Below are 24,192 nucleotides of genomic sequence, written 5' to 3'. Positions count from 1 at the left end.
TCCATGCAGGCGGTCACGCCATCTCGATTCCTGGCGAGCGAGGCGCAGGGCTTGCTCACGCGGCTGCGTCGCGTGCGTCCGCTCAGCGCGACGATGCCCGCGGTCGCGTCGGCCTCGGTCGGTGCGCCCGCCCTGCGTGCGATCGACCAGATGCTGATCTGCCAGCGAGAAGACCTCGGGCGGCACGTGACCAGGTTCCTGGCTCGCCTGAAGCACGAGCGACTCACCGGAGAGAGTGCTCGCGCCGTACAGCGCGAGTTCGTGTTCCTCAAGCTGCGCTTCAATGCAACGCTCGACCAGCTCGACATCTTTGCGGACGTCATGACGCAGCGAAGCGAGCACGAGACTGGCTCGTGGATCGGCGGCCTCGATGTTGCTGCCAGCGACGCCATGCAGATCGAGTCGTATCGCGGAGAGATGCCGCTCGCCGTGACCTACCTGGATCGAGGCCATGGCGCCGCCATCCGCAGGGCCCGCACCAGGCTCCCGGGCGGAGCGCCGTCGCCGGTTGCCATCGTGCGCATCCCACGCGAGCGCATGGTTGGCACCGGCATCGCATCGTCGCTCGTGCACGAGGCGGGCCACCAGGTCGCTGGCCTCCTCGACCTCGTTGCCAGCCTGAGGCGGGACCTTGGCCGCGCTCGCACGGCGCGGTCCAATAGCCTCGATCCCTGGGAGCTGTGGCAGCGGTGGATCTCGGAGATCCTGGCCGACGCATGGGCGATCGGCAAGCTCGGTCCGGCGGCTACGTCCGGATTGATGGGCGTCGTCTCGTTGCCGCTCGCCTTCGTGTTCCGTGTTGGACTCGATGGCCCGCACCCGTTTCCGTGGATCCGCGTCGTCCTGAGTTGCCGCGTCGGCAACACGGTCTACCCCGATCCGATCTGGTCCCAGCTGGAGCGATCGTGGCGGACCATGTATCCCCTGGATGGCGCTCCCGCGAAGACCCGCGAGATCGTGCAACAGCTCGAGTCCACGATGGATCCGTTCATCGATCGCATGCTCTCGCATCGAGTGTCGCGTGCGAACGGCGATGAGCTGCGACGCATCGTGCGTCACGGCTCGCGCACTCCGCGTGCACTCCGCAGCTCGCGTGCCCGCGTCGGGATGCATCCGCATCGCGTCGCGGCGCTAAGCCCGACGCGTGCGCTCGCTTATCTCGGACTGGCGCGCCTGGACGGCGCGCTGCCAGCGGAGCAGGAGCACCGGCTCGTAGGACAGTTGCTCCAGCATTGGGCGCTCTCGCGCGCACTCTGTGATGGCGTGTGCGCCCGATGCGCCGCCGAGACATCTGCCCCAATCAAATAGAACAGGAGTATGCCAGAATGCGCCCGCAACAATCAGATCGAACCCAGTTGACCGTCTACCCACAGTCGGCTGCCGCCAATGGCACCCTCCTGTTTGCGCTCGATATTGCGCCTGAGTTTGTCGCACGCGGTCCGCTCCACGATGGATCAGGCGGCGAGGTCGGCGAGGTCGCCGTGCGGCTCGACTCCGAGGGTAAGTTCGTGCTGTCGACATCGGGTGTGACGCATGCTTCGAGCACAACCAGCGTCAACCTGCGTACACGCCTGCAGAACACCGCGAACAACTTCCCGCCCGGCTCGCAGATAATGACCGCACGCGGAACGGGTGACACGGAGTGGGAGTTGAATACGTCCGCCAGCGATTTGGAGGGCGTGTACGACAGCACGGCCATCCTGTACATCGAAATCACGGCCGGCGACGCCCAGGTATACACCGCCGAGATTGAACTCGGCACCACAACGTACGACGTAGCGCACACCCTGCTGACGCGGACGCCCGCGAGTGCCGCGAACGGCGCCGACATGACCGTGTCCTCGCCCGAGAAGGGCTGGACAAGCCGGCACGGAACGCTCTGGGAGGTCGTGCGGCGCTCCTACGACACCAAGCAGTTCAAGGCCTACGACGACTTCGTGAGCGCCGTGATGTGCGACGGCTGCTCGTGGGGCGGCAACCCCTGCAAGCCTCGTCGCAGCGACTGCGACGCCGTGCAGAAGCAGCTCGGCGGAGCGACGGCCTATCGGTACGGCTCCCAGGCCTACAAGATCCTGAAGGCCGCCACGGAGGTGTTCCTGCTGGCCGAGGGGTGCTGCATCTACAACATCGCCGGCACGGAACCGGGGACCGAACGGGAGTACGGCGGCTCCGGCGACCTCGTGGGCGACCTCAACGCCTACATGGTGCGCTACCTCGAGAACAACGTGTCCACCGACACCCTGCCGTACCTAGATCGCATCATCACGGCCACGTGGGGGCACGACTTCGATCCCACGAGGTTCGGCTCGTTCCCGCTCTGCGAGGACGGCATGCGGAACCGGCTGTGCCTCATCGAGCTGATCTGGTCGTTCTGGCACGAATCGGGCCAGCTCAGCCGCTCGATTGCGGCGATTGCCCAGCGGTTCCAGAACCTCCCCGTCAAGGGTGCCGAGGGCCTGCGCAACCTCGAGCTCTCGCCGCTGCGGCCCCTGAACAACCTGCTGTGGGGCTACGTCCGCGACGCGCCGAACCGCCTGACGGTGCGGCAGCGGGCGGCTGAGTACCGCCACGAGTACGGGCTGGAGCTCTCGACGCTGCGACCGGGGGACCCCGAGATCGTCGACAACAGATCGCGCTTCATCGATACGTTCCACATGCTGCTGCGTCACGCATCGCGATTCTATAAGGAGGATGCCCACGAGTTCATCCAGCCCGATGCCTTCCGCATGCTGAACACCCTGCGGGACCTGCACGTCGTGCTGGCCGAGGGCGCCCACAACTCCTTCGGCGATCTGCCCACAACGTCTCGCGTCGAGATGATGACCGAGCAGTGGCTGCTCGCCCAGGAGCCGATGCGCCTGCTGCTGCAGACGCGCGAGATGGTGCCCTACGAGGAGCGATGGATGGGGCAGGTGGACTCGCTGGCCAAGATCCTCGGATGGCAGCAGCCGTCGGTCTCCAGCTTCCACCGACTGGCGGTCTACGGCGAGCAGCTCATTCTCAGCATCCGCTTCACCGACTGGGTGGACATGGCGATGACGTCCAGCGACGCCCAGGACTGGGCCCGCTACTGGAAGCCGCAGGTGCAGGGCTACATCGAGGCGTACTACGCCGTGACCGGCGTGGACCTGGCAGACTCGTCCGACCGGTCGCTCCGGGCCGTCAACACCCAGCAGCCCGCGCGCTTCATGCGCGGTCGTCAGCTCGGCGTGTGAGGGGTGCCGGCCAGGTCGCGTCGCCGCCGGGTGTGAGATGATCATCGACTGCCATTGCCATGCTGGTCGCGCGAGCGGGTGGCGCGGCCCATTTGATACCTCGGCGCCGTTGGGTCGCTATTCGAAGCGGGCCCGCGCCGCCGGCATCGGCCGCACGGTCGTCTTCTCGGTGTTCCATCACGACTACGCCGAGGGCAATCGTGCGGTGGCACGCATCGTGGCGGCCGCCCCGGATCACCTCACCGGCTTCGCCTTCGTGCACGCCGAGCGTGATAAGGGTCGCATCGGCGCCCTGGTGCGCGAGGCCGTGGACACGTTCGGGTTCCGCGGCATCAAGGTGCACCGGTACGACGCGCGGATCACCCGGGAGGTGTGCAAGGCGGCGCTCGAGCACGACATCCCGATCCTCTACGATCCGATGGCAGAGGTCGATCCGCTGCCGCTCATCGCCGGCGAGTATCCCGGCGTCAACTTCATCATTCCGCACCTGGGGAGCTTCGCCGATGACTGGCGGGCCCAGAACGCCTTCATCGGCACGCTCGCTCGGTTCGACAACGTCTACACCGATACGTCCGGCGTGCGGTACTTCGATCTGCTGATCGAGGCGTTGAAGGCGGCGGGGCCCGGCAAGATCCTGTTCGGATCCGATGGGCCGTTCCTGCACCCCGGCCTGGAGCTCGCAAAGGTCCGGGCACTGCCGCTCCGCGGCCGGGATCTAGGGCTCGTCCTAGGCGAGAACGCCCGGAGACTGCTCCGACTCGGAGAGTCGCGCGGGCCTGCGGTCCCGAAGCTCGAGTTGCACGGTGCGCTTGTGGACCCCTAGTCGTTCCGAAATCCTGGCGGTATCTTCGCCAACTTCCGCGATGATCGCGTCGTACACCGCGCGCTTCACCTCGGCGTGTATGCCGGCCAGGTCGTGGCCCGACCGGACGAGCCGGGCGATCGAGCCGGGCAGATCCGCGGCTGAGCTCCGCCCGGAGCACGCGAGCTCTGCCCTTGGCAGGCATCCGAGATCCAGCGGCCCGGCACCGGGCCAGTTCATGGCGCAGCCGTCAACGAGCTGGCGCAGTTCCCGCACATTGCCTGGATACGACCGTGCCAGGAGGTGTGTCCCAAAGGCCCTTGTCATCTCCGGGGCGTCCCGACCAAAGCGCAGCTTCAAGAAGTGCGCTGCGAGCGGAAGTACGTCCGCCGGACGCTCGGAGAGCGACGGGATGCGGCACGTCGAGCCGGCAAGGCGAAAGTAGAAGTCCAGCCGGAAGCGGCTCTCGGCGACTTCGGTCTTCAGATCGCGGTGCGTTGCGCAGACGAGCCTGAACGTTGAACGCTGCCAGGCGTTGCTGCCCACGCGCTTGAACGTCCGCTCCTGGACGACGCGAAGCAGCTCCGCCTGCAGGCGAGGCGGTAGTTCACCAATCTCATCCAGGAACAGCATGCCGCCGTTGGCTTCGGCAAATGCTCCGTCTCGCTCGTTCACCGCGCCGGTGAACGCACCCCGCTCGTGCCCGAAGAACTCACTTCCGGACAGATCTGCGTTGACCGTCGCGCAGTCGAGCACCCGCAGCGGGCCTCGCGAATACTCGGGATCGACTTCGTGGATGATCTTGGCAAAGAGCTCCTTGCCGACGCCCGAGTCGCCCTGGAGCACGATCGGCTGGCGGCCGAATGCGCCGCACTCCACCGCGTCGCGCAGCGCGTCTCGAAGGGCAGGACTGTCGCCAACGACGCGGGAACGAAATCTTAAGACTAACTCGTCGATCCGAAACCAGCGAGCTACGCGAGCGGCGATCATGCCGCACGAATCGGTGCACCTTGGGCTGGTAATGAAGTCGCCCAGCCCGCGGCCAAGCCACTCGCGCTGGGCTTCCACCGGAGCTCCGGGGGCCCAGGCCGCTATGCGGCCTAGATCCATCGTGCCGGTTCCCGCGAGGACGTCGAGGGCATCCAGTTGGCGACCCAGAATGACCAGCCCCGGTCCGGGCTGGGGACCGTCGGTCACCGAGACACCGAGCTTGCGGTCTCGCAGACCGTCGAGCAGCTCCCGCGCCGATCCGGACGAATCAGCCAGGAGGCACCACACCGCCTGCGGCGGGCACGGTTCTACTCTCTCGTTGTCCGTCATTCGCCAAGGCTCGTGCGTGGCCCGGGATCGAATGGATCCGTCCAGTGCAGCGCGCGTCCGCCATGACGCGATAACCTGGAGTGCTGGAACGAAGGTAATGCGACGTAGACTAGCCCGCTTGGATGGCCTTGGAACTCAAGTTTCCACACAATGCAATGCGACGCAGCATCCCCTGGGCCACTGTGCAACCGTGGCAGCATTCGGTTGGGTGGCTGTCGCTAGGCAGGCGATTTGCTTTGGCGATCACCGGAATCGGGTTGGATCTGCAGGGCGCGAGTGGGGAGCGCGTCTACGTAGAGGGTGTGGGTCGTGGGACCGCGAGTTGCCCCAGAACCCTGCGGAACGGATGGGTGGATCGTTGGTCCGCCACGCCAGCGAGGATGTCCGCCAACCGGGCCGCTTCCCACTCGATCGCTGCGTGCACGACATCACGGGTCCTAAAGAACCGATGCGATTGCCCGTGCAGGTGCCGCCGGATACCCGGGTCGTGGATCCCTGGATATCATCGACACAATGGGTCGAATCGAATATCCCGAGCCCACCCGGGGCACGCGCGAAGCCACGCGGGACGACCGCCATGCGTTCCCGCGGCTGAGCGATGACCACATCGATCGCATCCGGGCCTTCGGCAGCGAAGAAACGCTCAACGACGGCGATCTGCTTTTCGAGCAGGGCGAGCGATCCGTGGACTTCTTCGTCGTGCTGAGCGGCAGGGTCGAGATCTTTCACGGGTCCACGCAGGGTGGCGACGAGCCCGACTCGGATGGTGTCGTGCACGTGCACCACGAACGGGGTTTCACCGGCGAGCTCGATCTGTTCAGCGATCGCAAGATCCTCGTAAGCGGCCGCCTCGTGTCGGCGGCCTCGGACGGGTCGACCCGCCCCAGCGTCCTCCGCGTGCCCCGAAAGCAATTCGCCAGGCTGATGACCGCAGAGCCGGAGATCGGCAACATCGTCATCCGCGCATTCATCCTGCGGCGGCTCGGATTGGTCGACAACGCACAGGGGGCGGTCACGCTCATCGGCGACACGACCACCACGGGCATGCTCGAACTCGAGCGATTCCTGCACCGCAACGCCCACCCGGTACGCACGATCCGCCTCGACGGTGGCTCGGACGGCCTTGCATCATCCCTGCCCGAGGGCCTCGGCACGTCGGACGTCGAGCGGGCAGCGGATTCGGGTGAGCTGCCCATCGCGGTCTGCCCGGGCGGCACGGTGCTGCACAAGCCTGATCGGGCGACGCTCGCCGACTGCCTCGGCTTTACCGAGCCGCCCGACGGTGGCACCGTCTACGACGTAACGGTGGTCGGCGGCGGGCCGGCCGGGCTTGCGGCGGCGGTCTATGCGGCCAGCGAGGGCCTCTCGACCCTCATACTCGAGTCCGAAGCCCCGGGCGGCCAGGCCGGCAGCAGCAGCCGCATCGAGAACTACCTCGGCTTCCCGACGGGACTGAGCGGCCAGGAATTGTCGGGCCGGGCCCAGGTGCAGGCGCAGAAGTTCGGCGCGCGGCTGACCGTGCCCCGCCGCGTGGAGCGGCTGGAATGCTGCGGCCACGGCGAGAGCGGCTACGCGCTGCACCTGGATACCGGCCCAGCGGTCCGCAGCCGCAGCGTGGTCGTCGCATGCGGCGCGACATGGAGACGGCTCGACCTCGAGAATGCTCGACGCTTCGAGAACCGCGGCATCCAATTCGCCGCGACGGCGGTCGAGGCCGACCTGTGCGACGGCGAAGAGATCGTCGTGGTCGGCGGGGGCAACTCGGCCGGCCAGGCGGCGGTCTTCCTGAGCCGCTTCTCCAAGAAGGTCCACATGCTCATCCGCGGGCCGAGCCCCGCGGCCAGCATGAGCGATTACCTGCTCCGCCGGATCGAGGCCTCGGACCGCATCGACCTGCGCACCAACGCCCGCCTGACCGCGTTGCGCGGCGAGGACTGGCTCGCCGAGGCCGAGTGGTCCGTCGGCGACCAGACCGAGATCAGGCCCATCCGCCACATCTTCCTCATGATCGGCGCCGTCGCCAACACGGATTGGCTCGAGGGCATCCTGCAGATCGACCGCAGCGGATTCGTGTGCACCGGGAGCAAGGTGCAGCGCGACGACGCACGCATGCCATGGCCGCTCGAGCGGTCGCCCCATCCGCTCGAGACCAGCCTGCCGGGCGTCTTCGCGGCCGGCGACGTGCGTGCGGGCAGCGTCAAGCGTGTTGCGAGCGCAGTGGGAGAGGGCTCCGTGTGCATCCAGGACGTACACCGCGTGCTGGACGAACAGCGTGTCGGTGCCGGCGCCACGGCCTCCTAACCAGTTTGTTCGCGATCGAGGTGTTCGCGATCGAGGCGTATTTGCGAGCGAGGCAAGCAACTCCGCGTTCCGCGTGTGCGCCCGAAACGCCGTGTCGAGAACCAGATCGACCCCCGGAACGAGCCCGAGCAGCCAATCGAGCCCGAGGTTGCCGAGCATTCTTGCATCATAGATGCCAGGGTGAGCCCCAAGCCGCCTCGCTTCGACCAGCATGGCAAGCCCGATGAAGGCGGTCAGCGTATCGCCCCGCGCCGGGAATGAGGCCGATGAGCGGGTCGAGACCGAAGCGGACATGCGTGCCGGGCACCCGAAAGCGGCTGTCCATCAGTCGGGCCAGCCGGAACACCCACGGCCGCACCCGCCGCCGCCGCTCGGCGTGCTGCTCGAAGAGCGCCGGGATCTTCTCGCAGGTCTGGGCGGCGAACCGCCAGACCTGGTGTCCGTCGACGTCGCCGCGCTCGACGCGTATCGGGACCGTCCGGTCGTCGAGCGCGATGTCGCCCAGCCAAATGCTGGTGTATTCCTTGCCCGCCAGCGGGTTGTCGCGGCTCATGGCGCCGTGGTCGATGACGCCTCCGCGCGATCGGGCAGCGTGCTCCAGTCGATCCAGAGCTCCTGCTTGAGCATGCAGGCAAGCTGCTCGGCCAGCGTGCTCGGGTCGGCATCCGGGGCCAGCCGCGGGTTCAGCGATTCGGCAGCCCGGGCCCAGTCCTCCGCCTTCGCGGCCTCGAAGAAGTGCTCGACGCACGCCTGCGGCGTCTCGAGGTTCGCGGGATGCGGCCGGTCAGCGTTGGCCTGGGCGTGAGCCACACCCGCCGGCCGAAAGCGACCAGGACGCCGACAAGCGCGGCAGCGATCAGATGCTCGCGAACGGCTCGATCCAACGCGGCCTCCAATCCCCGACGCCGTCGCGCCGATCGCGTGCGGTTCGCCCGCCGCCCGGTCACGCCGCGGGCCTGATTGCTGCAAGGCACTCGTGCGCCCGCACGTTCGGCCCCAAGTTCCGCCGAGGCGCGACATCGCTCCGCATCGCCGTACAGGGCCGCGCGCCGTTCGGGCCGAATGGCCGGGTCACGCGGCGGCCCATGCGAGCCGCGATTCTCGTTCGCACACCGCACGGAGCGACCCCATAACCACGACAGGTGCATCCAGAGGACCCGCGGAACCCTACCTGTTTTCCCTGGGAGGTCCAGCCCGAACCACGGAGCGCTTCACGGCGACCGCGCGAGTGGCAACGCGGCGACGCGGAAAGGACCCTTGCAGGACTCGCACTCGTCCAAGGAGACTCGACATGATCGGACGCGCATCGACTCGCATCGGAGCCATCGCGGCCGCCACCTGCGTCGCAGCCACCGCCTCGGCGCAGAGCGGAGCAATCTTCCACATGAGCGGCCCCGCGACCGAGGGACGTTCCGGCATGTGGGGCGACGCCATCCTCGAGTCCGTCGAGTTCCCCGGCGGTGAGACGTTCTCCGACTTCGTCACGGCCCGGGCCGTGACCGACTTCCAGTGCGCGTCCTCCTACCGGGGCCTCGGCTGGAGCGTCTCGACGGGCACCGAATGCACGACGGGCGATCCGGGCTGGTTCAAGGTCCAGGCCGAGGACGGCGACTCGAGCGACATCACCGATGAGGATCGCGAGCTGTTCAACCAGCGCGTGACCGAAGTGCTCAACGACCGCAACCTCAACAGCCTGGTCCACCTCAAGAGCGCCAATGCATCGTTCATCATCGAGTTCAACGAGACGATCCACGACGACGATCCGGAGTTCGATAACTTCGGGGAGATCCTCTACTTCGAACGCGGCACCAACGCGGGCAACAGCACCGCGTACATCCAGGCGGTCGACGAGGACGGCAACGCGCTTGGCCCCTTGGTGATGATCGATGGCGACGAGACGCTGCCGACCACGCCGATCGTGACCATCGGAACGCCGTGGGCCACGCACCTGACCAACCAGACCATGGGCGGCGCGACGGTCGACCTCACGCGGCTGGGCGTCGAGAGCATCCGGTACCTGCGGGTCACCAACGGCACCAGCGATCCGGACTTCAAGATCTTCGCGGTCTGGACCCGGCCGCGCGTGCTGCCCCAGCGGCCCAACCCCTTCGACTAGCCGCGGACGCCCGCCCCGTGGGCACCCATCTTGGACGCGACGAGTCGACGCCGGAGATCCCGCGATCTCCGGCGTTCTCGCGTTCGGGCGCAGAGACGCGGACGGGCCCAACGCGACGCCCGGTGAGGCACTCCCGTGCGTTTGCCCCGGGGGGCAAGCGGGCTAGCATCCCGAGTCTGAGACTCAGTCTCAACAATACGACGGGAGGCCCAGTTGCTCCATCTCATCGCAGCCATCGTGTCGCTCGCCATCGCGTTCTCGGCCACGACCGACCTGGCCACCGACCAGGACGAGGTCGTCAACGTCTACTCCGCTCGGCACTACGACACCGACGACGCGCTGTACGAGCGATTCACCGCCCAGACCGGCATCCGGGTCAACCTCATCGAGGGCCGCAGCGACGCCTTGCTCGCGCGGCTGCAGCGGGAGGGCGACCTCAGCCCCGCCGACGTGTTCATCACCGTGGACGCGGCGCGGCTGCAGCAGGCGGTCGAGGCCGGCGTGCTCGCCGAGACCGAGTCCGCCGAGTTGGAGGCCCGCGTGCCCGCCACGCTCCGCGATCCCGAGGGTCGCTGGTTTGCGCTCACGCGTCGCGTCCGGCTGATCGTCGTCCATCGGGATCGCGTACCCGAGGGTGCCATCACGAGCTACGCCGACCTGGCCGACCCTCGTTGGCGGGACCGCGTGCTGGTCCGAAGCTCGAGCAGCGTGTACAACCAGTCGCTCGTGGCGGCGATGGCCGATGCGGCCGGTGCCGAAGCCACCGAGGCGTGGTGCGAGGGTCTGGTCACCAACTTCGCCCGCAACCCGCAGGGTGGCGACCGCGATCAGGTCCGCGCCGTGGCCGCGGGCGAGGGTGACGTTGCCCTGGTCAACCACTACTACGTCGCGAGGATGCTCACCGGCGGCGGGGCCGACCGGGACGCGGCCGAGTCCGTTCGCGTGATCTTCCCGGACCAGTCGTCCGCCTCCGCGTCCGATGGATCGAAAGGCCTCTCGGGCGCCCACGTGAACATCAGCGGCGCGGGCGTGGTCAAGACGGCGCCGAACCGCGAGAACGCGATCAAGTTCATCGAGTATCTCTTGAGCAACGACGCCCAGAGAGCGCTCGCCGAGGGCAACAACGAATATCCAGTCGTTCCGGGCGTGCCCATCACCAGCGTGCTCCGCGGCTTCGGCACGTTCCGCGCCGACGACGTCCCGGTGTCGGCCATGGCCTCGGGCAACCGCGAGGCGGTCGAGATGATGGACCGTGCAGGCTGGCGCTAGCCCGCACGCGAGAAGAAGCCCCCCGATCCCACGCCGCATGCATCTGGGACCCCGACGCCACCGCACGAGGAATCGAACGATGCTCCGACGAGACGTTGTCAAGGCGAGCCTGGCTGCCGGAATGGGACTCGCCGCCGGCTCGGCGCTGGGGTGCACGACGAGGCTCGGTGCGACGGCCGTGCGTCGGCAGGCCGCGGGCACGTCGCAGCAGCGCGCGGCCGTGACCGCTGGCCTCGCGTACTTCCAGCGGCGCTGCGAGGACCAGAAGCCCCTGGTCCGTGCGCTCGCCGACGCAATTGCCTCGGGTGATCTTTCCCGGGCCAAGCGCGCCTACGTCGAGTCGCGACCGCCCTATGAAGAGATCGAAGTCCTCGCCGCCAGCTTCGAGGTTAGCGATAGCGACATCGATGCCCGGCCGTACTCCTTCGAACGCGGCGAGACGGATCCCGAGTTCCGCGGCTTCCACAAGGTGGAGGCCCTCATCTTTGCGTACGAGGACCTCGACGCCGCACTGCCCTTCGCCCGCGGGTTGGTCCGCAGCGTCGAGCGACTATCGGAGGAACTCGGGGAACTCGATCGCTTCAGCGTTGACGGCCAGTTCGCCGGCATGTACGCGGTGAGCAATGAGGTGGCGGCCAAGAAGATCTCCAGCGAGGAAGAGGCCTGGTCCGACCAGTCGCTGCTGATCTTCCGGCACAACTGGATCGGCGTGTACAGCCAATTCGAGCCGTTCGCGCCGCTGCTCGCCGAGCAGCACCAGACGCACGTCGATCGCGTGGCCGACGCCTACAGAGCCGCGCGGGCTACCGTCGAGCGGCACTTCTCGGCCGGGTCGGCCGCCGGCACGCCCTACAGCCGCATCGGCATCGTCGAACGCCGCACCATCGCGGATGCGAGCAACCGCCTGCGGGACGCCATCGCCGGTGCGGCCGAGGCCATGGGCGTCGACGTCCTCGGATGACCCCGGCGCTGCGGCGGCGGTCGCGTTTGCTGGCGACGGCCGCGGCGATGACCGCGGCCGCCGTCGTGCTGGTGCCGGTCGGGGTCGTCCTCTCGACGGTCTTCCAGGACGGCGACGGAGCCTTTGCCCACATCGCGTCCACGCGTCTTGGACTCTACGCGGGCAACACCACGCTGCTCGTGCTCGGCGTGGTCACTCTCGCAGTGCTCCTGGGCGTGCCGCCGGCGTGGCTGGTCACGATGCACGAGTTCCAGGGCCGCCGCACGCTGTCCTGGCTGCTGCTCCTGCCGCTCGCCGTGCCGGGGTACATCGCGGCCTACGCCCTGACCGACCTGCTGCAACCCGCCGGTCCGCTGCGGGCCATCGCGATCGATGCCGGCAGCGTGCGGACCTGGTGGCCCCGCGTGCGCACGCTGCCCGGTGCTACGTGTATCCTGGCGTTCTCGCTCTATCCATATGTCTATGTCGCCGCCCGCGCCGCCTTCCTCGCGCTGCCCAGTTCGCTGCTGGACGCCTCGCGCACGCTTGGCCGCACGCCGCTGTCCACCTTCGCCCGCGTTGCGATTCCGGTCTCGGCACCGACCATCGCGGCCGGCACGCTGCTGGTCGTCATGGAGACGGTCGCCGATTTCGGCGCCGCGGACTACTGCGCCGTGGATACATTCGCGACGGGCGTCTACCGCGCCTGGGCCACGCTGGCCTCGCCGGTCGCGGCCGGCCAGCTCGCGTCCGTGCTGCTCGCCGCCATCTTCGCGGTCATGCTCGTCCTCCTCATCACGCGGGGACGCAAGCGATTCCACGCCGACGGCGCTCGCACGCGACCCCCGACGCCGACGCGTCTGCCCGCCCTGCGCGCCTCGGCCGCCGTGCTGGCGTGCCTCGTGCCCATCGCGGGGGGCTTCATCGCACCCGTGGGCTGGCTGGCCTACCTCGCGGCCACGCGTGGCGACGCCCGGGCCCGCGAGCTGTTGCTCGACCACGGCGGCGCGACCGCCGGCCTCGCCGCCGCCGCCGCCGCCATCGCCGTGCTGCTGGGGCTCGTGCTGGTCGCCGCGCGGCGATGGTCGCCCGGCGCGGTGACGCGGGCTGCGTGCCGAACCGCACAGCTCGGGTACGCCGTCCCGGGCACGGTGCTGGGGGTGGGGGTGCTGGCCGCCGTCGCTCGGTTCGATCACGGGATCAACGACGCTGCATCCGCCGCCGGCCTTGCCCGCCCCGGGCTGCTTCTCGGCGGCACCATCGCCGCGGTGCTGCTGGGCTACCAGGCGCGGTTCGTCTCGGTCTCTTCCGGACTGCTCGCCGGCGCGATGGACAGAGTCCCGCCGAGGCTCGACGAGGCCGCCCGCACCCTCGGCGCCGGCGGCATCCGAGCACTCGTGCGGGTCCAGCTCCCGCTGCTGCGGCCGGCGTTGCTGGCGGCGGCGCTGCTCGTCTTCGTCGATGTCGCCAAGGAGCTGCCCATGACGCTCATGCTGAGGCCCTTCGGGCTCGACACGCTCGCCGTTCGCGTCTACCAGCTAGCCTCCGACGAGCGGCTCGACGAGGCCTCGACGGGCGCGCTCGCCATTATCGCTGTTGGCTTGCTTCCCGTTGCCACACTCGCCGCCTCGATGGGCGGCCGACGCGGCCGCGATGCTGGCGACACCGCCTGACACGCACGATCGCCCATGGTCACTCCGCGGCCTGGGTCGACCTCGGACGTCTAACGACGGCACAAGTGGCTTGTCTGTGCCAGCAGTCACGATGCGGACCGCTGCCCATGCCAGCGAATGGAGCCGGGGGGAATCGAACCCCCGTGCCATGACGGCGGACGTGGCGCCTCTACGCGTGTAGTCGGCGATTTGATCTCGGCCTCGCCGCGGGCGCCGACGCCCTCGTCTTCGGCCCAGCCACCGGCGAACCTCCTCGCCGACGCGCCCGGAGGCACCACGCGTCGACCAGCCCGATGTCGTCGCTCCCGGCCCCATCGGGCGTCAGGCCGGGAGCGGGCTACCTAGGCAGCCAGTGCGTACTGCGGTTCGGCAGTTGTTGGTTTTGCGTGCCTTTTACGAGAAGAGCACGCCTCTCGACGCGCCACGCCACGCCCTACACGTCCGGTCGAAACCATTTCGGCCCCGTGCCTCGCAGGCTTCCGCCCGCGAGGAGCCACCGGGCAACGCACCCGGCGATGCATAATACGTCGCAGGACCGCCGCGCGTGCGCGGAGCATTCCCGCGACGTATGGTCCCGCGTGCCCTCGACGACCGTCATCGTGTGCGCCGCCGGCTCGGGGCGACGCTTCCAGACGTCCGCCGGCGCGCATCGCAACAAGCTGTCGGCAGACCTGTGCGGCGAGCCCGTGCTGCTCCGCTCGATAGAGACCGCCGCGGCCGCGCCGGGCGTCGATCGCGTGCTGGTCGCGGGGCCAGCCGAACCGGCGGCTCTGACGAGGTTCGAGGAGGAGTTCGGCGGGGCCATCGCGGCCCGGAAGGGCACCATCGTCGCGGGTGGAATTACGGAGCGATACGAGACCGTCGCTCGGGCCCTCGCCCGCCTGCCCGACGAGGCCGAGTGGGTCCTAGTCCACGATGCTGCCCGGCCCTGCACGCCGCCGGAGGTCTTCGTTCGCGTCATCGAGGCGCTGTCGGATGCGCCCGCCGTCGTCCCGGCCATGGGCGTGGCCGACACGCTGAAGCGTGCGCGTCCCGCCGAGGGAGCGATCGATCAGCTGCAGGTCGCCCGGACCGAGGATCGCGCCGGCATCCACTTAGCCCAGACGCCCCAGGGCTTCCATCGAGGCGTGCTCGAGAAGGCCTATAAGGCCACGGACCTACGGAGCACCGACGACGCCCAGCTCGTCGAGCGGCTCGGCCGCCCCGTGCTGCTCGTGCAGGGCGATCCGCGGAACATCAAGATCACCCGGCCCGAGGATCTGGAGCTGGCCCGCGCGATCTGGCCCACGCTCGGCCTTGCCCCCTGAACAGCCAGAGATCTACCCGGCCGCCGAAGCCCGCACGTGGCTACGCGTACCGCCGCACGACGCCCCGCACGATGCCCTGCACCTCGCAGTGCTTCACGCGGATGGGCTCGAAGTCCGGGTTGGCGGGCTGCAGGCGGATGTGGTCGTCCTCCTTGTAGAAGGTCTTGAGCGTGGTGGCGCCATCCGGCAGCAGCGCGACCACCCGCTCGCCGTTGTGGGCCGTGGGGGATCGCTCGATCAGCACGTAGTCGCCATCGAGGATGCCCTCGTCCCGCATGCTGTCGCCGTCGACCTTGAGGGCGAACATCGAGCGGCTGCCGTCGCCGCTGTTGCCCACCAGCTGCTGCAGGTCGATCTCGTCCGAATCGGCCACCTTCTCGATCGGGTAGCCCGCTGCGATCTTGCCGACCAGCGGGTAGCGGAACGGTCGCGCCTCATCGGGAACCGAGATCCCCTCCGCGATCGACAAAGAGCGTGCCTTGTTGGGCTCGCGCACGAGGGCGCCCTTCTTGATGAGTGCCTCGACGTGCTCGAACACGGTTACCTTGCTGACGCCGATCTCGTCGGCGAGCTCCTGCATCGTCGGCGAATAGCCCCGGCGAATCCGCCAATCGCGGATGAGCCTGAGGATGCGCAGCTGCTTTGGAGTCAGGTTCATGGGTGCATACCTCGATGTGCGGCGGCGCGGCGTGCAGCAGCTCCGGCTGCGGCCGATCCGCCTCGTGTCCCCGCGGGGCATCCGGCCCCGCGTCCCTCCGGGAAGTTCGATCCGGGCCATGGCCCCGGACGCGATGCGGCCGCTCGACCACGCCTCCGGCGATCACCGCCTCGATGCCCGCCGGGCGCGTGCGTGCGCCGGCCGGCGATAGATCCTTGTTCGTGCTCCGCACCGGGTGCGCTGGGTGCTCGCCGGTACACCGCAGATCGCGGTCCCAGACCGGCCTTGCGAAGTCCCCGCCCGGGCCCAGCACGAGCAGCGGAATCTCCCCGATTTCGGGGATTGGGCTGCGAAGTCTGTGAGATCCGCTCATGCATGGGTCGTCGGTTCGTCGGCGGTTCGTTCGACATATTTTCGGATGTTTGTTCAGGAAAAGATAGCAATAAATACACCTGATATCAAGCCCGATCAAGATCCGCCCATGGACGGCTTGGAATTCGCTAGCGGCTCCGCAGAAGCCGGCCATCCTGCCTGCGGATCCGGCGCCGCACCTCCAGCAGCGTCACGCTGGCGCGGACCTGCTCCGGCGGCAGCCCGAGCCGAACGCACACCTGGTCCATCGTCAGGGGCTCATCCAGCGCGGCGAGTACCCGGTCCTCTACGCTGTTCGGAATCCGCTCGTAGTCGGTTGCACCATCCGCGTTGAGCCCATCGCGGCTGGCGGTCGCGGGCGGCGGGGGCTGGTAGAGCACGCCGGCCGCCCCGGATTCGAGCATCTCGGCGGCCTCCTCGGGGGCCGACACGAGCGTGGCGCCATCGCGGATGAGGTCGTGGCAGCCCCGGCTGGACTCCAGATCCGCGCGGCCCGGCACCGCCATCACGTCCCGCCCCTGTTCGCCGGCCTGGCGGGCGGTGATCAGCGCCCCCGAGCCGCGGGCGGCCTCGACCACGAGCACGCCCCGCGACAGCCCGGCGATGATCCGGTTGCGAGCCGGGAAGTTGCGGGGCTCGGGTCCTCGCCGCATTGGCAACTCGGAAACGACGGCGCCGCCGTCCTCGGCGATCTCGTCGAAGAGCGGGGCGTTCTCTTCGGGGTAGCAGCGGCCCAGCCCGCAGCCCAGCACGGCGACGGTCTGGCCGTTGACCCGCAGGGCGGCGCGGTGGGCCGCGGTATCGATGCCCCGGGCTCCACCCGACACGATCCACCAGCCCTGGCCCGCGAGCGTGCCGGCGAACCGCGCCGCCTGATCGAGGCCGTAGGCCGAGCACTTCCGCGAGCCGACGATGCCCAGCCCGCGATCGGCGAGGCCGTCGAGCGTGCCGCGGACGTACAGCAACGCGGGGGCGTACTCATCGTGGCGAAGGGCGGCGGGGTAGGTCCCGTCGGTGTATGCGACGAGCTTGACGCCCGCGCGCTCGACCAACTCGAGCTCGGCGTCGGTCTCTTGGCGGGATTGCGCAAGGCCGGCGGCCAGCTTCCGGGCCGTGGCCTCCCCGATCGATGGGATGCTCGAGAGATCGGCTGCGCTCGCGTGGGCGGCGCGTTCGGCGGAGCCGAGCACGGCCACCAGCCGACGGATGCGCGCCGGCCCGAGGCCCGCGACCAGCGTCAGCGCGAGCATGCTCCGGTGGGACGAGGTCGGTGTCGCCGTCGCCTCGGGCATGCCGAATCGTATATCCGGATCGTGGCATCCGGACAAGCACCAGACAGAAAACCGCCCTCGCGGCACGCTACGCTTGCCTCGATTCACCCCGAACTCCTGTTTCGCGTCGATGAGGGCACGGATGGCTCGCCGACGGAGCATCGCGCACTGGTGCCTGCGGGCGGCGTGCCTGCTGGCGTGCTGCGTTGCTATTGGCTCGTCGGCATGCCAATCGGCGGGGCCGCCGCCGGCCTTCGACGGAGTGGCCGGCCTGCCGGCCCACGGTGGCACCATCCGGGTCCGCATCGCGCACGCGGCGGACGAGATCCTGGTGACCGGCCCGCGGCTCGTGCTGATCCGGAACACGGGGCGCACCAGCGTCCTCCGCACCCCCATTCGGATGATCGCCGACGGAGCGACCGTCGTGCTCGACGCCGCGGGCGAACGGCTACGGGTGGCCGGCTCGGTCACGCTGGCCTCGGCCGAACCCCGCGCCGTGCCGCCGCCTCCCCGGTACACGCCCGAGTGGTTCGCCGAGGCGCCCGCGGTCGAACTCGACGGCGCCGCCTACGCCGGCGAGGTCCAAGTTCAGGCGGGCGGCGACGGGCTCACGGCGATCAACGTCGTCGATCTGGAGCAGTACGTGGCTTCGGTCATCGCGCGAGAGCTGTATCCGAGCTGGCACCCGGCCGCCTTCGAGGCGCAGGCCGTCGCCGCCCGTTCGTACGCCGTGCACGAGATGGGCGAAGCGTTGCGTGCACGCCGCGGCTACGACGTCATGGCCTCGACCGCCGATCAGGCGTTCGGCGGCCGAACCACGCTAAGGCGCGCGATCGACGCGACGATCGCCACGCGCGGACGGATCCTGTCGTGGCGCGGACGGCCGCTCAAGGCGTACTACTCCTCCACTGCGGGGGGGCGGTCCGCGAGCGCCGCCGACACCTGGCCCGACGGCCCGGGTTTCGGCTACAACCTGGCGGCTCCGCTGCAGGCGCGACGCATCGTGCACGCAAGTGAGGCGTCGCCGTACCACCGCTGGACGGTGCGGCGCTCGACCGAGGACGTCACCCGACGCCTGCGGGCCTGGGGCGCAACCAACGGACACGACCTGCGGCTCGCCCGCGACGTCGTGTTCATCGGCGTGCATTCCACCAACCGCGTCGGGCGGCCGACGCACTATTCGGTGCATGAGCGCAACGGCGTATCTTATGTTCTCGAGGCCGAGCAACTCCGCGGAGCGCTCAACGCGGCGGCGGAGGGCCTGCCCGCGGCAACCGGCGACCAGCTCGTGCGGAGCGGAGACCTAGAAGCGGTGGCGTCGGGCGGCCATTTCGTCTTCCGCGGCCGCGGCTTCGGCCATGGTGTGGGCATGTGCCAGTTCTCGGCGCACGCACTCGCAATGCGGCGGTGGCACGCCGAGCGGATCCTGGCGAACTTCTATCCCGGGGCCCGCGTGGAGCGGGTGTACTAGGCCGCGGCGCCAGCTAGCCATCGCAGCCCGCATCGAAGGCGGCCTGGAAGGCGAGCCATCGAAGAGGGTGAGCTGGCCGTCGGCATCGAGGTCGGGCGCACACAGCAGGCAAGCAAGATCGAACACGTGCACCGCGCCGCCGTTGTCGCCGTCGGGCTCGCGGGGGCGGCGTTGGCAGCGCGCCCACCCCAGGTCGCGACCGACAAGCCGAAGAGGTAGCTCGTTGTCGGCGGCACGAGCCGGGCCGCCTGCCGCCAGTCGCCGTCCGGTTGCCGGCGGAAGAGATAGGCCGCCCCCTCGCCAACCGCCGCCAGGTCGCCGTCGATGCCCACCCTCGAGCCGAAGTCCGACCAGGCAATGGGCTCGGGAGGCGCGATGCGGCCGGTTTCGATCCACTGCGTGCCGTCGAACTCGTACACGTAGGCCGCGCCCGCGCTGAAGCCCGCGAGCTGCGCGAAGACCGAGCCGACGATCATCCGATCGCCGTCGAGGTCGATGCGGTAGCCGAAGCGATCTCCGTAGGTTGCGTCCGGCGGCACGACGATCTGCCCGAGCGTCCAGGCGCCATCCACCAGGCGATAGGCGTGCATGGCGCCGGCGTAGCAGGAACCCGGTGCGGCGCACCGCACCACCATCGGGTCGCCGACGAGCAGGTGCCGGTCGTTCATGGCGACCGTCGATCCAAAGGTGGTACTCTGCACGCCGTCGGGCGCCACCCGGCGTCGTGGCTCGCACTGCGCCGTCGAGCCGATCGCGTCGACCTCGAGCGGCTTCCGTTCGAGGTCGTCGTGCAGATCGGCGCATACCCCCAGCGTCCGCCGCAGGATCTCGGAGAGGGGTAGCAAGCGGTGCATCGCGGTCGCCCGAGGCCGGAGGTCTCTCCCGCATCCGCCGCCGCCCCTACACCAGCTGCAGCACGTCCTTCACGCTCTCTACGAGGTCGTCCGCCGTCAGGCCGCAGGCCGCCAGCAGCTCCTCGGGGGTGCGGGCGCTCTTGGGGATGTGCCGCACGTGCATCTGCTTGAGGGTGAAGCCGTCGCCGCTCTCGGCGATGGCGTCGGCGATGGCGCCGCCCAGCGCTCCGCCGTAGTTGTCCTCCAGCGAGATCACGAATCCGCCGTTGGCCGAGATGAGGTCCAGCAGCTTGTCGGTGTCGAAGGGCAGGCTGTACATGTCGACCAGTGTGGCCTGGATCGCGGCCTTGTCGAGCAGCTCGATGGCCTTGTTGGCCTCGTGCACCATGTAGCCCGACGCGCAGATCAGCACGTCGCGGCCCTCGTTGAGCACCTCGAAGCCGCCGAGGTTGAAGACGTCCTCGCTCGAGTAGAGGAACTCGACGTCGGGCCGGTGCGTCCGCATGTAGCACACGCCCTCGTACTCGGCCATGACCTGCGTCAGCGCGTAGGCGCTGTAGGCGTCGCTGGGCTGCAGCACGTAACACCCCGGGTTGCCGCGGTGGTCCCGCATGGTGGTGAAGCTGCGGAACCAGCTGATGTCGGGCAGGCCCATCTGGCTGGGGCCGTCGGCGGCGAGCGTGACGCCGCTGTGGCTGCCGACGATCTTGAGGTTGGCCCCGCTGTTGATGGCCATCTCGATCTGGTCGTACGCGCGGGTAACGAACTTGGCGAACGACGACGAGAAGGCCGTCTTGCCCGCGGCGCTCAGGCCCACGCCCATCGAGATCATGTGCTGCTCGGCGATCTTGCACTCGAAGAAGCGGGGGGCCAGCTCGGCGTCCTTGGCGAAGGTCTCGGCGAAGGTCGAGTTGCTCACGTCGGCGTCGAGCACCACGACCTCGGGCAGCGGGCGGCCCATCGCCCGCAGCGCCAGCCCGTAGGCCTTGCGGGTCGCCAGGCTGCCGGTGTGCAGCAGGCTCTCCATGTCGAACTGCTTCATGGCCTCGCCCATGCTCGGCATCTCGCCCGCGCCGGCCGCGGGCTGCTTGGGCTCGCTGGGCGGCTGGATGGCGAAGCTATCGGCGCTCGAGAGCGCGCTCGTCAGCTCGCCGCGCCGCTCGTCCAGCTCGCTCTTGGCCCGCTCGAGCGCCGGGCCCGACGGCGGCTTGCCGTGCCAGCCGCCGCCCTGCACCGAGGGGGCGCCCCAGCCCTTGACCGTCTCGGCCACGATCGCGAAGGGCTTCGCGTCGTCGGCACCGGCGTTCTGGCGGAAGTCCTCGAAGGCCGCGAGGATGGCCGACGGATCGTGTCCGTTGATCCGCGACACCCGCAGGCCCGCGCTCTCCAGCTTGCTGTGCAGCGTCTCGGGCGACTGCTGGTTGCTCACCCGGCCGGCCTGGCCGAAGCCGTTGCAGTTGAAGATCGGCAGCACGCCGCGGAGGCCGCGCTCGGCGATGTAGTCGATCGCCTCCCAGACCTGGCCCTCGCGGGCCTCGCCGTCACCCAGGATGCAGTACACCAGGCGGTCGCGCTCATCCAGGATGTCGGCCTCGGCGACGCCGCAGGCGACGCTCAGCCCCTGGCCCAGCGAGCCCGTGGCCGCGTCGAAGAACGGGAAGCCCTCCATCGGGTTGGGGTGGCCGTCGAGCTCGCTGTCCTGGGACCGCAGATTCATCGCGTCGTCGAGGGTCAGCGGCCGACGGTTGTCGGGATCCTTGCCGACCATCACCCCCAGCTTGCAGGCCGCGGCGTAGACCACCGGCACGCCGTGGCCCGAGCTCAGCACGAGGCGATCGCTGGTCGGGTAGTCGGGGTACTCGGGGCTCCACCGCATGGTGTGGAACATCAGCACCGTGACGAGGTGCGAGAGGCTCATGGCCGTGGTGGGGTGTCCGCTTCCGGCGGCATCGGTCATGTCGAGCGACATGCGGCAGAGATCGATGGCCTGGGCGTGGACGGCGGCTTCGAAGGACATCGGGCTTCCTTTCTCGCCCGACGGTCGCCGAGACCGTGGGCGGAAAGGGCCGATGCGAGCGGGTCCGCGGAGGACCGTCGGCCGTCTATCCCCAAGAGCTCCGGACGCCGCGCGGGGCGGTGCCTGAGATTGCGGCCGGCGCGGGTGGCGGACCGATCTCCGGCCCCGCGACGGCGTGCCGGGAGTATCTGCAACCCTCCGGACGATGGCAACCGCCGCGACCCGAGGATTCGCGAATTGCTCAGGGATCGGCGGCCCCGGGCGACCGGCCGGCGGCCGCATCGGCGTCGATCATCCGCCGCAGCTCGCGCTGGATGCTGTCCACCAGCAGCCGCGCCGACGCCCGGTCGCCGAACAGGCCCACGTCGATCGTGAATCGGGTCATGGACGGCGTCAGCCGGTCGATCTGGATCTCCGCCAGCCGGCCCCGCTCGGTGCGAACGACGTAGCTCCGCTCGACGATCACGGCCTCCAGGGCCGTGTCGCGGGGTTCGCTGACGGTGAGGCTCAACTCGTCGAAGACCGTGAGGGCGGCGCTGGTCATCCGGTCGATGCCCACCAGGTCGACGTACTGCAGCCTGGAGCCCCGCCAGGTCGCGTAACCAACGTTGGCGGTTGACGCGCCCGCCGACGCCACGCTGAAGATCGGCACCGCGGCGGCGGCGGCGCACCCGCCGCAGGACCCCGCCAGCAGGGCGGCCGCGAGCAGCCGCATCGATCCGGAGATCGAGCCGGCTCGCCTACGCGGACACATGGGCCCGGGCCTTGCAGTCCTCTCGCTGGCAGTCGCCGTACAGCACGATGTGGTGCCGGGTGACCGAGAAGCCGTCGGGCGCAAGCGAATCGGGGTTGCCAACGCAGCCCATGATGTCGAAGACCCGCCCGCACTGCTCGCACTTGAAGAAGTGGTGGTGCTGCTGGGCCCGCTGCACCGACTCGTACCGAGACGGCTCACCCGGGAGGTCCACGGGCGACAGCTCGCTGTCCTCGACCATCAGCTTGATGTTGCGGTAGACCGTGGCCAGCCCGATGCCCGCCACGGTGTGCTTGGCCCGCTCGAGCACCTCCTGGGGGCTCAGCGGGCCGTCGGCGTCGGCGAAGACGGTGCGGATCGCGCGGCGTTGTCGGGTGTCGCGAGTCACGGGAAGACCCTCCTCGCGGGCGGGGAAATGGCTACGTAGCGGACGGGTAGGTCGTGCGCCGCCAGAGCCACTCCAACGGCCCGAAATCGAAAACGCGAAGCCAAAGAGTAGAGAAGGCGGCCTGTCCGATCCAGACCCCGGCCACGACGCCGAGCAAGCCGGCCCGGCCGATCTCGTTCCACAGGCCGAAGCCGTAGCCGTAGAACAGGGTCGCCGCGATGACCGACTGCATCAGGTAGTTTGTCAGCGCCAGGCGGCCGATCGAGGCCAGCACCAAGCGCAACATGCTGAAAATATTGATCTTACAGATCAAGAACACGAGCCCGAAGTAGCCCATCGCCACCAGCAGGCTCGCGACGTAGTTGGTGTTCCAGCCCACCTTGAACAGGTGCACGACGTCGAAGTCGCTCGCCAGCATGCCTCGGGCGCCCCAGAACGCCATCGGATATCCCAGCCCGAGCCCGAGCACGGCCAGCGCGGCGTAGGTCCGCACCGACCAGGCCCCGCGGAGGCCGCCGCTCTTGAACAGCGCCATGCCCAGCAGCATCAGGCCGCCCACCCGCCACAGGCTGAACATCAGCATCATGGGCACCTGGATGAAGAACGCCTGCTCCGCCCGGCTGGGCATCAGGTCGAGGAATCCGCCCTGGAAGACCCGCCGCTCCTCGGCCAGCATCTCCTCGGTCGGGGCGAAGTCCCGGCTCAGGTCGGGCCATTCGTCGGCGAATTCCTGCTGCCAGCCCGGGAGGGCCGCGAATCGCTCCGGGTCGGCCTGTTGCAGATCCCAGGCGTCGCGGGAGGCCTCAAAGAACCAGCCGAAGCCGAAGTTGCTCGCCATCGCGACGGGTAGCAGCAGGCACGCGAGTGCCACCAGCCAGCCCGCGGGCAGCCGGTAGAGCGGGAAGACGAGCGCGCCCAGCACCGCGTAGGTGAACAGGATATCGCCCTCCCACACGAGGTACGCGTGCACCAGTCCGACGAGCAGCAGCACGCCAAGCCGCCTGTAGATCACCGCCGCGGGTCTCGCGGGGCGGCGGCCCATGCCATCCCAGGCCTTTCGCCGGCGGCGCTGCCTGTCGGCGATGATGAACAGGCCGGCGCCGAACAGCAGGCTGAAGAGCGTCATCATCTTCATCTCGAAGACGACGTGCGAGCCGATCCACGCCCAGCGGTCGGCGGCGGCATCCAGGCCGCCCTGGAGCGAGGGGTCCATGAAGGCGTAGCGGCTGTAGGCGAAGGTGGGCAGGTTCATCACGAAGATGCCCAGCACCGCGAAGCCGCGGAGCACGTCGATGCCGGCGATCCGCTCGCCGCCCCGGGTCGGCCCGGAGGACAGCAGCAGCGGGGCGGCCGGCCGCTCGAGCGGGGGATGCGCAGCCTCCTGCAGGGGTGGCTGCCCTGGCGTCGGACTCGGAGCGTCGCTGTCGGGCTGGTCCATGCGGGCATTGTTAGCCGCATCGGCCT

20 protein-coding genes, 1 other RNA gene and 1 pseudogene are annotated in these 24,192 nt (G+C 69.2%); 10 read left to right on the top strand and 12 right to left on the bottom strand.

Going from position 1 to position 24,192, the window contains the following annotated elements; all coding sequences use genetic code 11:
* Window positions 1-3: 3 nt before the first annotated feature.
* Genes AAFX79_02990 through AAFX79_02980 form a run of 3 tightly spaced genes read left to right on the top strand, consistent with a single transcriptional unit; the run spans window position 4 to window position 4,038 of the window.
* A complete protein-coding gene (locus AAFX79_02990; GenBank protein MEO1007507.1) occupies window positions 4-1,308 on the top strand; it encodes a hypothetical protein in 1,305 nt (434 codons plus the stop codon).
* A gap of 47 nt (window positions 1,309-1,355) precedes the next feature.
* Window positions 1,356-3,215 carry a hypothetical protein gene (locus AAFX79_02985; protein MEO1007506.1) on the top strand — a complete coding sequence of 620 codons (1,860 nt, stop codon included), beginning with the start codon at window positions 1,356-1,358 and terminating at the stop codon, window positions 3,213-3,215.
* A gap of 37 nt (window positions 3,216-3,252) precedes the next feature.
* Window positions 3,253-4,038 carry an amidohydrolase family protein gene (locus AAFX79_02980; protein ID MEO1007505.1) on the top strand — a complete coding sequence of 262 codons (786 nt, stop codon included), beginning with the start codon at window positions 3,253-3,255 and terminating at the stop codon, window positions 4,036-4,038.
* Here AAFX79_02980 and AAFX79_02975 read toward each other — a convergent pair.
* Complete coding sequence (locus tag AAFX79_02975) at window positions 3,943-5,337, bottom strand: sigma 54-interacting transcriptional regulator (protein MEO1007504.1); 1,395 nt, start codon at window positions 5,335-5,337, stop codon at window positions 3,943-3,945. The two genes, AAFX79_02980 and AAFX79_02975, sit on opposite strands and share 96 nt — an antisense overlap.
* Window positions 5,338-5,850: 513 nt before the next feature.
* Between AAFX79_02975 and AAFX79_02970 the strand changes: the two genes are divergently transcribed.
* Window positions 5,851-7,638 (top strand): FAD-dependent oxidoreductase, encoded by a 1,788-nt coding sequence (locus AAFX79_02970; protein MEO1007503.1) that lies wholly within the window; start codon window positions 5,851-5,853, stop codon window positions 7,636-7,638.
* A gap of 111 nt (window positions 7,639-7,749) precedes the next feature.
* Here the strand turns inward: AAFX79_02970 and AAFX79_02965 are convergent.
* The 3 genes and pseudogenes from AAFX79_02965 to AAFX79_02955 form a co-directional block, all read right to left on the bottom strand.
* A pseudogene (locus AAFX79_02965) lies at window positions 7,750-7,851 on the bottom strand (DUF4112 domain-containing protein).
* Window positions 7,805-8,191 (bottom strand): DUF4112 domain-containing protein, encoded by a 387-nt coding sequence (locus AAFX79_02960; GenBank protein MEO1007502.1) that lies wholly within the window; start codon window positions 8,189-8,191, stop codon window positions 7,805-7,807. Before AAFX79_02960 ends, AAFX79_02965 begins: the two are co-directional and overlap by 47 nt.
* Window positions 8,188-8,448 (bottom strand): hypothetical protein, encoded by a 261-nt coding sequence (locus AAFX79_02955; protein MEO1007501.1) that lies wholly within the window; start codon window positions 8,446-8,448, stop codon window positions 8,188-8,190. The genes AAFX79_02960 and AAFX79_02955 overlap by 4 nt, the downstream gene beginning before the upstream one ends.
* A 481-nt stretch (window positions 8,449-8,929) precedes the next feature.
* On the opposite strand from AAFX79_02955, the gene AAFX79_02950 reads away from it, so the two are divergent.
* The 4 genes from AAFX79_02950 (at window position 8,930) to AAFX79_02935 (ending at window position 13,636) form a co-directional block, all read left to right on the top strand.
* Window positions 8,930-9,754: a hypothetical protein gene (locus AAFX79_02950; protein ID MEO1007500.1), complete on the top strand. Its 825-nt coding sequence runs from the start codon at window positions 8,930-8,932 to the stop codon at window positions 9,752-9,754.
* Window positions 9,755-9,967: 213 nt separating this feature from the next.
* Window positions 9,968-11,023 carry an extracellular solute-binding protein gene (locus tag AAFX79_02945; protein MEO1007499.1) on the top strand — a complete coding sequence of 352 codons (1,056 nt, stop codon included), beginning with the start codon at window positions 9,968-9,970 and terminating at the stop codon, window positions 11,021-11,023.
* Window positions 11,024-11,102: 79 nt separating this feature from the next.
* The gene (locus AAFX79_02940; protein MEO1007498.1) at window positions 11,103-11,984 is read left to right on the top strand and encodes an EfeM/EfeO family lipoprotein; all 882 of its coding nucleotides are present in this window, start codon (window positions 11,103-11,105) and stop codon (window positions 11,982-11,984) included.
* Window positions 11,981-13,636 carry an iron ABC transporter permease gene (locus tag AAFX79_02935; protein ID MEO1007497.1) on the top strand — a complete coding sequence of 552 codons (1,656 nt, stop codon included), beginning with the start codon at window positions 11,981-11,983 and terminating at the stop codon, window positions 13,634-13,636. The genes AAFX79_02940 and AAFX79_02935 overlap by 4 nt, the downstream gene beginning before the upstream one ends.
* Before the next feature lie 115 nt (window positions 13,637-13,751).
* Here AAFX79_02935 and ssrA read toward each other — a convergent pair.
* Window positions 13,752-14,100, bottom strand: a transfer-messenger RNA (tmRNA) gene (gene ssrA / locus AAFX79_02930).
* Between the two features lie 114 nt (window positions 14,101-14,214).
* Between ssrA and ispD the strand changes: the two genes are divergently transcribed.
* A complete protein-coding gene (ispD, locus tag AAFX79_02925) occupies window positions 14,215-14,943 on the top strand; it encodes a 2-C-methyl-D-erythritol 4-phosphate cytidylyltransferase (GenBank protein MEO1007496.1) in 729 nt (242 codons plus the stop codon).
* 40 nt (window positions 14,944-14,983) lie between these two features.
* On the opposite strand, the gene lexA is transcribed toward ispD, so the two are convergent.
* Together lexA and dprA are read right to left on the bottom strand one after the other, a co-directional pair.
* Window positions 14,984-15,601, bottom strand: coding sequence for a transcriptional repressor LexA (lexA, locus tag AAFX79_02920; protein MEO1007495.1), 618 nt, complete (start codon window positions 15,599-15,601; stop codon window positions 14,984-14,986).
* Between the two features lie 500 nt (window positions 15,602-16,101).
* Window positions 16,102-17,265 carry a DNA-processing protein DprA gene (gene dprA, locus AAFX79_02915; GenBank protein MEO1007494.1) on the bottom strand — a complete coding sequence of 388 codons (1,164 nt, stop codon included), beginning with the start codon at window positions 17,263-17,265 and terminating at the stop codon, window positions 16,102-16,104.
* Window positions 17,266-17,386: 121 nt separating this feature from the next.
* On the opposite strand from dprA, the gene AAFX79_02910 reads away from it, so the two are divergent.
* On the top strand, window positions 17,387-18,715 hold the full coding sequence (locus AAFX79_02910) for a SpoIID/LytB domain-containing protein (GenBank protein ID MEO1007493.1): 1,329 nt from the start codon (window positions 17,387-17,389) through the stop codon (window positions 18,713-18,715).
* Here the strand turns inward: AAFX79_02910 and AAFX79_02905 are convergent.
* The 5 genes from AAFX79_02905 to AAFX79_02885 form a co-directional block, all read right to left on the bottom strand.
* A complete protein-coding gene (locus AAFX79_02905) occupies window positions 18,712-19,569 on the bottom strand; it encodes a hypothetical protein (protein ID MEO1007492.1) in 858 nt (285 codons plus the stop codon). The genes AAFX79_02910 and AAFX79_02905 overlap by 4 nt on opposite strands.
* A 46-nt stretch (window positions 19,570-19,615) precedes the next feature.
* Window positions 19,616-21,586: a transketolase gene (locus tag AAFX79_02900; GenBank protein MEO1007491.1), complete on the bottom strand. Its 1,971-nt coding sequence runs from the start codon at window positions 21,584-21,586 to the stop codon at window positions 19,616-19,618.
* Window positions 21,587-21,827: 241 nt separating this feature from the next.
* Window positions 21,828-22,301 (bottom strand): DUF3568 family protein, encoded by a 474-nt coding sequence (locus tag AAFX79_02895; protein MEO1007490.1) that lies wholly within the window; start codon window positions 22,299-22,301, stop codon window positions 21,828-21,830.
* A 25-nt stretch (window positions 22,302-22,326) separates the two neighbouring features.
* The gene (locus AAFX79_02890; protein ID MEO1007489.1) at window positions 22,327-22,728 is read right to left on the bottom strand and encodes a transcriptional repressor; all 402 of its coding nucleotides are present in this window, start codon (window positions 22,726-22,728) and stop codon (window positions 22,327-22,329) included.
* Between the two features lie 31 nt (window positions 22,729-22,759).
* A complete protein-coding gene (locus AAFX79_02885; GenBank protein MEO1007488.1) occupies window positions 22,760-24,166 on the bottom strand; it encodes a DUF418 domain-containing protein in 1,407 nt (468 codons plus the stop codon).
* Window positions 24,167-24,192: the final 26 nt, after the last annotated feature.

This window comes from Planctomycetota bacterium (assembly GCA_039819165.1).
GTDB lineage: Bacteria > Planctomycetota > Phycisphaerae > Phycisphaerales > UBA1924 > JAHCJI01.
The sequence above is the reverse complement of the archived record's forward strand: the minus strand, read 5'-3'. Positions and strand labels throughout refer to the sequence as shown.

Excerpts from the sequence above, each read along its gene's own strand:
- AAFX79_02990 (MEO1007507.1), top strand. The coding sequence starts at position 4 with ATGCAGGCGGTCACGCCATCTCGATTCCTGGCGAGCGAGGCGCAGGGC.
- AAFX79_02980 (MEO1007505.1), top strand. The coding sequence starts at position 3,253 with ATGATCATCGACTGCCATTGCCATGCTGGTCGCGCGAGCGGGTGGCGC.
- AAFX79_02975 (MEO1007504.1), bottom strand. The coding sequence starts at position 5,337 with ATGACGGACAACGAGAGAGTAGAACCGTGCCCGCCGCAGGCGGTGTGG.
- AAFX79_02970 (MEO1007503.1), top strand. The coding sequence starts at position 5,851 with ATGGGTCGAATCGAATATCCCGAGCCCACCCGGGGCACGCGCGAAGCC.
- AAFX79_02960 (MEO1007502.1), bottom strand. The coding sequence starts at position 8,191 with ATGAGCCGCGACAACCCGCTGGCGGGCAAGGAATACACCAGCATTTGG.
- AAFX79_02950 (MEO1007500.1), top strand. The coding sequence starts at position 8,930 with ATGATCGGACGCGCATCGACTCGCATCGGAGCCATCGCGGCCGCCACC.
- AAFX79_02940 (MEO1007498.1), top strand. The coding sequence starts at position 11,103 with ATGCTCCGACGAGACGTTGTCAAGGCGAGCCTGGCTGCCGGAATGGGA.
- AAFX79_02935 (MEO1007497.1), top strand. The coding sequence starts at position 11,981 with ATGACCCCGGCGCTGCGGCGGCGGTCGCGTTTGCTGGCGACGGCCGCG.
- lexA (MEO1007495.1), bottom strand. The coding sequence starts at position 15,601 with ATGAACCTGACTCCAAAGCAGCTGCGCATCCTCAGGCTCATCCGCGAT.
- dprA (MEO1007494.1), bottom strand. The coding sequence starts at position 17,265 with ATGCCCGAGGCGACGGCGACACCGACCTCGTCCCACCGGAGCATGCTC.
- AAFX79_02910 (MEO1007493.1), top strand. The coding sequence starts at position 17,387 with ATGGCTCGCCGACGGAGCATCGCGCACTGGTGCCTGCGGGCGGCGTGC.
- AAFX79_02905 (MEO1007492.1), bottom strand. The coding sequence starts at position 19,569 with ATGCACCGCTTGCTACCCCTCTCCGAGATCCTGCGGCGGACGCTGGGG.
- AAFX79_02900 (MEO1007491.1), bottom strand. The coding sequence starts at position 21,586 with ATGTCCTTCGAAGCCGCCGTCCACGCCCAGGCCATCGATCTCTGCCGC.
- AAFX79_02895 (MEO1007490.1), bottom strand. The coding sequence starts at position 22,301 with ATGCGGCTGCTCGCGGCCGCCCTGCTGGCGGGGTCCTGCGGCGGGTGC.
- AAFX79_02885 (MEO1007488.1), bottom strand. The coding sequence starts at position 24,166 with ATGGACCAGCCCGACAGCGACGCTCCGAGTCCGACGCCAGGGCAGCCA.